This is a genomic window from Photorhabdus kayaii (assembly GCF_025384895.1).
Lineage (GTDB): Bacteria > Pseudomonadota > Gammaproteobacteria > Enterobacterales > Enterobacteriaceae > Photorhabdus > Photorhabdus kayaii.
On the sequence record NZ_JAJAFZ010000105.1, the window covers coordinates 1 to 8935 of the forward strand.

An 8935-nucleotide genomic window follows, 5' to 3' on the forward strand; every position below is an offset into this window, starting at 1 on the left:
AATTAAATAAATTACTAACACAGAAAACCACCCCATAAGGGCTTAAAAGAACAAGTTAAATAACATAAAAATTAATAGAATTATTTACCCTATTTTTACAGGAATAAAAAATAGCTTTATTAGACTATAACACCTTTACTCTGGATAAAATTAATCCATTCTCATATAATAAAATAGGCATCGTAGAATATAGGATAAAATATGGAACAACATAAACCCTATTGGAATCGTATGGTTCCAGAACTTACTGTTACTAACTTTTCTCTATCTCTGGATTTTTATCAAAGAATTCTCGGCTTCCAGTTGCTTATTCGACGAGATAATCCAGATTTTGCATACTTAGCACTTGGTGAAGCACAACTGATGCTTGAAGTATTACATGATGATGGTTGGAACACAGCCTCATTAAATTATCCTTTTGGGAGAGGGATGAATTTTCAGATTGAAGTTGATGATTTAGCCCCTTTACTGCACAGCTTAAAAGTTAATAACATCAAACTATACCGAGAGGTTAAAGATAATCACTACCGTATTGATGAAGTCATTGCATGCCAACGAGAATTTCTTGTGCAAGATCCTGACGGCTATCTGCTACGTTTCAGCCAATTCATAGAAAATATAATGGCGTATTAATTTAAATAGCCTTAGTTAATTAACATGAAAAATATAAACCTTGATAGCTAAAATAGACCTTCCAATTTACTCTATTTTTAAATCATATATCCTATAGCCATATACCCGATGGATTTCAAGATGCATCGCGACGGCAAGGGAGTACAGCCAACAAAGAGGCAACTTGAAAGATAACAGGTATAAATCACTTTATAAAAACCCGCCCTTTATTAAAGGGCGGAAAATAGAAAAAAAAGAGGTAGAATTCCGCATAACACAATAATATCACGCAATAATATTACACAATAATTATGCTAACTGAATATTAATAGAATTCCATTTTCGATTAGCTATTCTTTTCAGATCCAATAGACATTGGATCATTATAAGCTGAATGATTAGGCGCTTGAGAACCGATAATACATGTTGCAGTATGAGATGAAAAAATAACGCATTTTGCCGCACATATAGGAAAGTGCGGGTACAATATACAAGCATGGGTAGATGTAGAAAAAGCAGAAAAGAAAGTCAACGTTAAAAGGGCCAAAAGTAACTGGTGTTGTAGTCTATTTATCATCATATCACCTCGCTGAATGGTATATTTTCATTTCCTTATATTCGACTCCTTTAAATTAATTATAGAGCAAAATTTAACCACAAAAATTTTTTTATCACTCCGTTGATAAATCGTTTAAGTTATCATAAAAAACTGAATGATCAGATTTGGAAAATCCCATAATCCAACAAAATTATTCAGCGATATAAAATCATAAATAAAATTTAAATAAAATCACCTAATGATTTATTAAACACATAAGGCATCCATTGACTGGTAAAGTTGGTATATCATAAATACTAATAATATATTAAAATAATTATTTTAAATATTTGGCATTTAAATTTTTTATCAATTAAGATAATCATTTAAATATCTTAATTATTTACCATGAAATTTATTTACTTGTTGATCTAAATTTCCTCGCAACAAATGTACTGTGTACTGATAATACTGTCGTCACAGTATACGCATCCACCACATGTAACATGCTAAGCAAAAATTTATCAATTCCGCTAACACATTCGACAAATAGCAATGCTAATATTTGCTGCCAATCATTTCCCTTATGATGCTAATTGATCGTTATTTGCTTCGTACCACAAGGGGTTGTTCAAGCAGAAAAAACCAATCACAGAATTCAATTTTTATCTTTCCATACCCTATAGATTTCAAGATGCATCGCGACGGCAAGGGAGCGAATCCCCGGGAGCATAGATAACGATGTGACCGGGGTGAGTGAGTACAGCCAACAAAGAGGCAACTTGAAAGATAACGGGTATATATCTCATCTCTGTTAACGGATAAATAAACCATGTACAATGCCTGAATATTTTCTGAGTACGCAGCATCTCAAGAAATAATTCATTTACCTTTTTCAATAAGCAGGTTTTTCAAATGCATCAAACTGATGTTACTGAGCGCTCGCTCTTTTCGTTAAGCTGGCCGATTTTTATTGATATTCTTCTCCATCTGGCTACTTTATTAATTAATACTTATATGGTGAGCCATGTTTCTACTTCTTATCTGGCTGCTATGGCTGTAGGTAATCAGGTATTTGATCTGTTTATCACTATCTTCAACTTTATCAGTGTTGGTTGCAGTGTCGTTATTGCTCAATATATTGGTGCAGGCAAACGGGATAAAGCCAGCCAAGCGATCCATATTTCTATTGCATTCAACTTTTTACTTGGGTTTAGCTGTGCGCTGATGACTATCTTCTTCGGCTATAAGATCTTGTCTATCATGAATATGCCGGAACATCTGATGGAAGATGGTTTTAACTATCTGCACATTCTGGGTATCTGTCTTATCCCTGAAGCTATTTCGATTATTCTGGCGGCGTGTTTGCGGGTTTATGGGAAATCCAAACCGGCAATGTATGTTACTTTGATTGCTAACTTGCTGACAGTGCTAGGTAATATGATCGTCCTGTATGGTTTCTTCGGATTACCTAAATATGGTCTGGAAGGAGTCGCCTGGTCTACAGTCTTTGGCCGGATTGTTGCCGTGATCCTATTATTCTGTCTGCTCAGTTATGGCCTGCGGATCAAATTTACGCTGGCAGGTTTCCTACGCTGGTCACAGGGTATGTTGGGCAAAATCTTATATATCGGTTTACCCGCTGCGGGTGAAAACGTAGTGTGGATACTGCAATATATGGCGGCCATAGCATTCATTGGACTGATGGGTGAAATTTCACTGGCAGCACAAACACTCTATTTCCAGCTATCACTGTTTGTGATGTTATTTGGCATTGCCACCAGCATTGGTAACGAAATTATGGTTGGTCATCTGGTCGGTGCAAAGCGGTTTGAAGATGCTTATATTCGTGGCATTAATAGTCTGAAAATCGGCTGTATCGTCACTATTGGCGTGGTCACTGCTTTCTGGCTGCTCAAAATGCCGATTCTGCATTTTCTGACGCAAGATGAAGCCATTATCAAACTGTTGTTACCCCTATTCTTGCTATCCGTTTTTCTGGAGCCAATCCGTACCGCAAATATTGTTATGGTGAACGCATTGCGTGCTTCCGGTGATGCTCGTTTCCCACTTTATGCAGCCATATTCTTTATGTGGTGTATTGCTATTCCAGTGGGGTACTATTTAGGGATCAAAATGGAAATGGGCATTTTAGGTATCTGGATCGGTTTCTTCTGTGACGAATGGTTGCGTGGACTCACTAATATCTGGCGTTGGAAATCTAAAAAATGGCAAACTAAGCGACTCGATATTTGAATGATTAAAATAACTGTTCAACCAGTCGCCTTAACGTAGTTCCTTCCCGTTAAACTCCCATAACAAGAGGTACCCAATAGGTGCCTCTTGTTCATTTAAAGTCATAAATAAGCACTATCGCCAACGTCCAAAATAGTCAGTCATTAAAGAAAACCAATTCTCAGAGGTTTCTCAGAAGCTGACTGGTACTATTATTGAATAATAACCTCAGGTTAATAAGCGAAATTCTATATTCTAAGTGTTGCGATCAATATCATTGTAAATATATACCCGTCATCTTTCAAGTTGCCTCTTTGTTGGCTGCACTCACTCACCCCGGTCACATCCTTATCTATGCTCCCGGGGATTCGCTCCCTTGCCGCCGCGATCCATCTTGAAATCCATAGGGTATATTTTATATAAATCAGAATATACTATAATAATTGCTTGAAAAACAGATTTATATTATTTGTAATAATTAAAATATTAGATAAATAACACTGAATTTTCCCTATCAACATTAGTAGAATTCATTTCCGACATATTTAAATTGAATCTCTATTCACCTTCCCCTAAATTAACTCTTCTTAAGTAAACATAAGATTAATTGGCTGAACAAAGTTATCCAAATTGTTATATTTAGCTAATAACCTTATTGAGAAATTTTTTCTTTTCACTATTATGAATTAATGAATGGTTATTAAGCTCATTAAATTAACCCCTCTGTTTTTGGGCATATTTATTGCGTTGCAACTTGTAATTTCATTAATCACAAAACGTTATTAATTTTTAAATAATTAATTAGGATGCATTTAATGATAAGTAAGGAAATATTCGAGATATTTCCCTCTGTGGATATTGTTGACGGAATAGCAATGACATCGAATTCCGCAATTCGATTAACCCGAGGTGAAAGCCCAACATTACGGAGACCTTTAGGTACCCCGGCAGAAGTAGCACTAGCCTGGCAAAATGCCGGGGCAAAATGGATTCATGTTGTTGATCTTGATGCTGCGTCAGGACGTGGCTCAAACAGCCATCTTATTGCCGATGTCCTGGCTGCGGTCGATATTAACGTACAGGTCTGTGGCGGAATCAGAGATGAAACCATCTTGCGCAAAGTATTAGCAACGGGATGCCAGCGAGTTAATTTGGGGACCGCAGCATTAGAACATCCAGATTGGTGTGCCCGAGCCATTGCAGAATATGGCGATAAGATCGCCATTGCTCTTGATGTAAAAAACACATCGGAAGGTTATCAACTGGCAACGCATGGATGGAATGTCAGCAAAGGTAATCTCTGGGATCTCCTTGAGCGCCTCGACAAACAGGGTTGCCAACGCTACGTCGTAACCGATGTTGAGCGGGGAGGCATGATGAGTTCGCCAAATTTCACGCTATTACAGGAAGTCTGCGCGAAAACGTCATCACCCGTCATTGCCGGCGGCGGAGTATCGAGCCTGGATGATCTCCGCGCATTAGCCGATTTGTCCACTATCGGTGTCGAAGGTGCCATTCTTGGTCAAGCTCTACATATTGGTAAGGTTCCTCTCGAAGATGCCCTTGCTGCAACACAATCACCGAGACGCTAAATATGTCTGAATCTTTATCTCCTGCTTTGGATCTTCGTTCTATTGGTTTACTAGGCGAATTGCGTGGCGTACCTGAAACACGCTATTTAACGAAAGAAGTGATGGCGCTACCTGGCTTACTCACAGAGAAGCCAGCATTCGTCGGTTCCCGCGGTACCGCCTATTACGAACAAAAACCGTGTCACGAGCTACTGATGACGGCGAAATATTACACAGAATACATCTCTCAACTTGAGTGTAGCGATAAGCTGTGTACTGCCCCATCAAAATATATATTGGCCGATCATAGTTTGGCAAAATTGCTGAGAATTGTTGATAGCTTATTAAGTTCTCCACAGACGGTTAACGAAGATATTGTGCCATTCATCGATGGGATCAAAGAGTGCGCTAAAGTCGTCAGTTCAACGCTGATGGGCACACCATTTACTTTTTCACTCTCGCCAATCCATGACCTGAAATTGCCATTGTCTACGGAACACAAAGTGCCCAGACCATTTATTGAAGGAGATAATCATCTGTTAACTTTGGCCGCAGCCCAAATTGACATATGCTCCAACTCCTCAGTTGTTGGCATCATGTTAGGAGGATCAGCGGCAGCCGCAGTCACAGCCGCAGCATGGAATAGTGAGCTCAATTTAGTGAAAGTTTCACGTTACGATGATACGTCTTGCAAGAGCAATCATCTCTGGGGGCGCAAAATTCCATCAGGACAAACCGTGACAATTATTGATGATAATTGCGGAACAGGAGACACCTTACGTCAGGCAATCGATCTGGTCATGGCCCAAACCGGACAACGCCCAAAGGCCCGAGCCGTCGAACTACATTGGGAAAAATTATTACGTACTCGCGTTTATGGGCATGCTGATCGTGTATTCAACCCTGAAACTTTAGATGTCTTGACGCCTTGGTGTTTCAGACATCATAAGGTCCTGAATCGCTTAATTGATCAGCCTTTCGCTGATGATAAATATGCTCATACAACCACGGCGGATTGGGTTGCCTATTCATATAGTTTATTGTCTGTCCTTCATGACACCCTGACAGATTCAACATGGGCAGCCAACTTATTGCATTTTTTATTAAATCTAAAAGCACAAACACCACTGAATAATTATGAACAGCCAATTGATGCATTTAAGGCCCTGGCATATCAATGTTCTGAATGTTCGGTTCGCAAAAGTTAATTTGGAAAAGGGGAGTTAAATATGACAACAGCACATATTATTTGGGATTGGAATGGTACATTACTTAATGATGTCAATGTTTCATTGAGTGCAACCAATTTCGCATTGGCAGAAATTGGTATTGACCCTCTAACGCTGGAACAATATCGGGAATATTATTGTGTTCCAGTACAAACTTTCTATAAACAAGTGATTGGCCGTGAACCTTCATCTTCTGAATGGTCAGTGATCGGAAAAACGTTTAATTTTCACTATCGGCCAGGTATTCAGAAAGCCAGTTTAACGGAAGGTGTGAGCCAACTCCTCGCTTCCCGCTATAAAACAGGTGCAACCCAATCATTATGTTCACTGATGGAGCATAATGAATTAATCCCTATGCTTGATAATCATGGTATTGGCAAATTCTTTACCCAAATAGATGGTAGAAATACGCCATTATTGACAACCGGCAAATCAGAGCAGTTAGCTAACCATCTCAAAAAACTCAATGTTGCTCCCGAGCAAAGTGTGGTTATTGGAGACGCTACTGATGACGCAATTGCCGCATTAGCGGCAGGAACTCATGCCATTCTTTATACCGGAGGAACCCACAGTCGTATCAGTCTTGAAACCGCGGGTGTTCCCATTGTTGATACATTAAGTGAAGCCCTATTAATAGCAGATTCTTTGGTCCATAAACAGTAATAAAGAAGCTGTTCAAAATAATCCAATAAGAAAGGGATCATTTATAACGATGTACAAATAGATATTGATCACATTAGTTTTAAAAGAACAGCTTAGTATTTAAAAGCAGATTATTCATTTAAAAAATCATCAAAGATGATGATTTAACTATTATTTTGAATAAGCCAATAGATAATTAAGGAATTAAGGAATAGATTTATGTTAACTGCTGTAGTTGGACTCCAATTTGGAGATGAAGGTAAAGGAAAATTTGTTGACTATTTATCTGGCAACATCAATAACATTGCTCGATTTAATGGCGGCGCTAATGCAGGTCATTGTGTGCAACATGGTAATCTAAGAGGCTCATTTTCCCAATTACCAGCCTCACTCAACAAAAAGAATTTATATATCTGCCAAGGCGCTTTAGTCAGTCTTCCCATTCTGGTTAGAGAGATCGACTTTATACAAAAAGAAAAAATTGATTCTAATATATTTATCGACCCACGATGCCATATCGTCTTACCATTACACTCTGAGTTAAATAGAGCATCAGAAAAATACAAAGGTAAGCAGAAGATAGGTTCAGTTGGTGTCGGTGTGGGTGCCTGTGTTGAAGACAAAGCCAACCGTCATGGCATTCGGCTTATTGATACCCTTGATAAAGAAAAATTAAGAAGTAAATTAGAATTTCTTTGGAGTATCAGGGAAAAGCAGATTAAACATGTTTTTAATGCACAAACCACATTAGATTTTGAAGAGATGTTAGAAACAACACATCAATATGGCAAGAGGATAGAACCCTATTTCACGTTCACTAATGAAATTATCGGTGATTTACTTAATTCGGGAGAAGATGTTTTACTTGAGACATCACAAGCCACTTTCTTGGATAATAGTTTTGGTACTTATCCTTATACCGTGGCATATCAGACATTAGTGCAAACCTGCTTTGCCATGATAGGTATACCAGCACAAAAAATACATATTGTCGGTGTGATGAAATCCTATATGATCCGTGTAGGCAACGGGCCATTCCCCACTGAATTATCGACAGAACAGGCTGATTATATTCGAGAGCGTGGGAACGAATATGGTACCGTTTCAAAAAGGCCAAGGCGTTGTGGCTGGCTGGATTTATCCCTGATTAAACATGCGGTGAAACTCAATGGTGTAACAGAACTCGCCATAACGAATGTTGATGTTCTTGCTGGTTTACATGAAATAAAAGTCGCTATTGCCTATGAAATTGATGATAAACTCGTCTGTTGTGATGATGCATTATTGGAGCTCAATAAAGCCAAACCTATCTATAAGACATTTAAATCCTGGAGCGCACTTAACTCATCATATACAGATTTAACGGAGCTACCTATTGAGCTGATTGATTTCTTATCTTTTATTCAAGACTATGCTGGTGTCCCAATTAAGTATATTTCATATGGGCCAGACAGGAATCAGACATTAGTAGCGAAATAAAAGCGTGGAGAAAATAATGATTAACTATGTAACAGGGTTTATGTTTTCTAAAGATAAAAAACATGTCTCCCTAATTTCAAAATTACAACCCAGTTGGCAAAAAGGGAAGCTCAATGGGATTGGTGGAAAAATAGAAGCGGGAGAAAGCCCCCAACAGGCAATGGCAAGGGAGTTTACAGAAGAAGCTGGCATTGAAACACGTCCTGAAGAGTGGCGACTATTTACTGTCTTAACTCGTCCTGACGTTTATCAGGTAAATTTTCTCTATATGTATGATGATCGTGTCTATTCTGTCAATTCTATTGAAAAAGAGATCGTTAATATCTATGAAGCAAATTCATTACCCGATAATGTGATCTATAATTTACGTTGGTTGATCCCTATGGCAGCCGATGAGCATTTACGCTTCGATAAAGAAATAGAAATAACAGAAATGCGGGGTTAAATACGGTATATACCCGTCATCTTTCAAGTTGCCTCTTTGTTGGCCGTACTCACTCACCCCGGTCACATAGTTCTCTATGCTCCCGGGGATTCGCTCCCTTGCCGTCGCGATGCATCTTGAAATCCATAGGGTATATCTGAACTTTAATAACTTCTTCAAAAGGGGAGATGGATAAGAATGGACT

General features: G+C 38.5%; 8 protein-coding genes. 7 read left to right on the plus strand and 1 reads right to left on the minus strand.

Annotated elements, in window-relative coordinates:
• Positions 1–201: 201 nt before the first annotated feature.
• The 7 genes from LGZ98_RS22290 (at position 202) to LGZ98_RS22320 (ending at position 8751) form a co-directional block, all read left to right on the plus strand.
• Positions 202–633 (plus strand): bleomycin resistance protein, encoded by a 432-nt coding sequence (locus LGZ98_RS22290; protein ID WP_262978606.1) that lies wholly within the window; start codon positions 202–204, stop codon positions 631–633.
• Between the two features lie 1432 nt (positions 634–2065).
• Positions 2066–3406: an MATE family efflux transporter gene (locus tag LGZ98_RS22295; protein ID WP_113042648.1), complete on the plus strand. Its 1341-nt coding sequence runs from the start codon at positions 2066–2068 to the stop codon at positions 3404–3406.
• A 794-nt stretch (positions 3407–4200) separates the two neighbouring features.
• Entirely contained in the window at positions 4201–4977 is a 777-nt protein-coding gene (locus LGZ98_RS22300) for a HisA/HisF-related TIM barrel protein (protein ID WP_113042645.1), read from the plus strand.
• Between the two features lie 2 nt (positions 4978–4979).
• Entirely contained in the window at positions 4980–6164 is a 1185-nt protein-coding gene (locus LGZ98_RS22305; RefSeq protein ID WP_113042643.1) for a phosphoribosyltransferase, read from the plus strand.
• A gap of 21 nt (positions 6165–6185) precedes the next feature.
• Entirely contained in the window at positions 6186–6848 is a 663-nt protein-coding gene (locus tag LGZ98_RS22310; protein ID WP_113042641.1) for an HAD family hydrolase, read from the plus strand.
• Between the two features lie 198 nt (positions 6849–7046).
• Complete coding sequence (locus LGZ98_RS22315; RefSeq protein ID WP_113042640.1) at positions 7047–8306, plus strand: adenylosuccinate synthase; 1260 nt, start codon at positions 7047–7049, stop codon at positions 8304–8306.
• Between the two features lie 16 nt (positions 8307–8322).
• Entirely contained in the window at positions 8323–8751 is a 429-nt protein-coding gene (locus LGZ98_RS22320; protein ID WP_113042638.1) for an NUDIX domain-containing protein, read from the plus strand.
• Here the strand turns inward: LGZ98_RS22320 and LGZ98_RS22325 are convergent.
• Positions 8707–8935, minus strand: a 229-nt coding sequence (locus tag LGZ98_RS22325; protein ID WP_262978607.1) for a hypothetical protein, incomplete at its 5' end; no start/stop codon positions are given. The two genes, LGZ98_RS22320 and LGZ98_RS22325, sit on opposite strands and share 45 nt — an antisense overlap.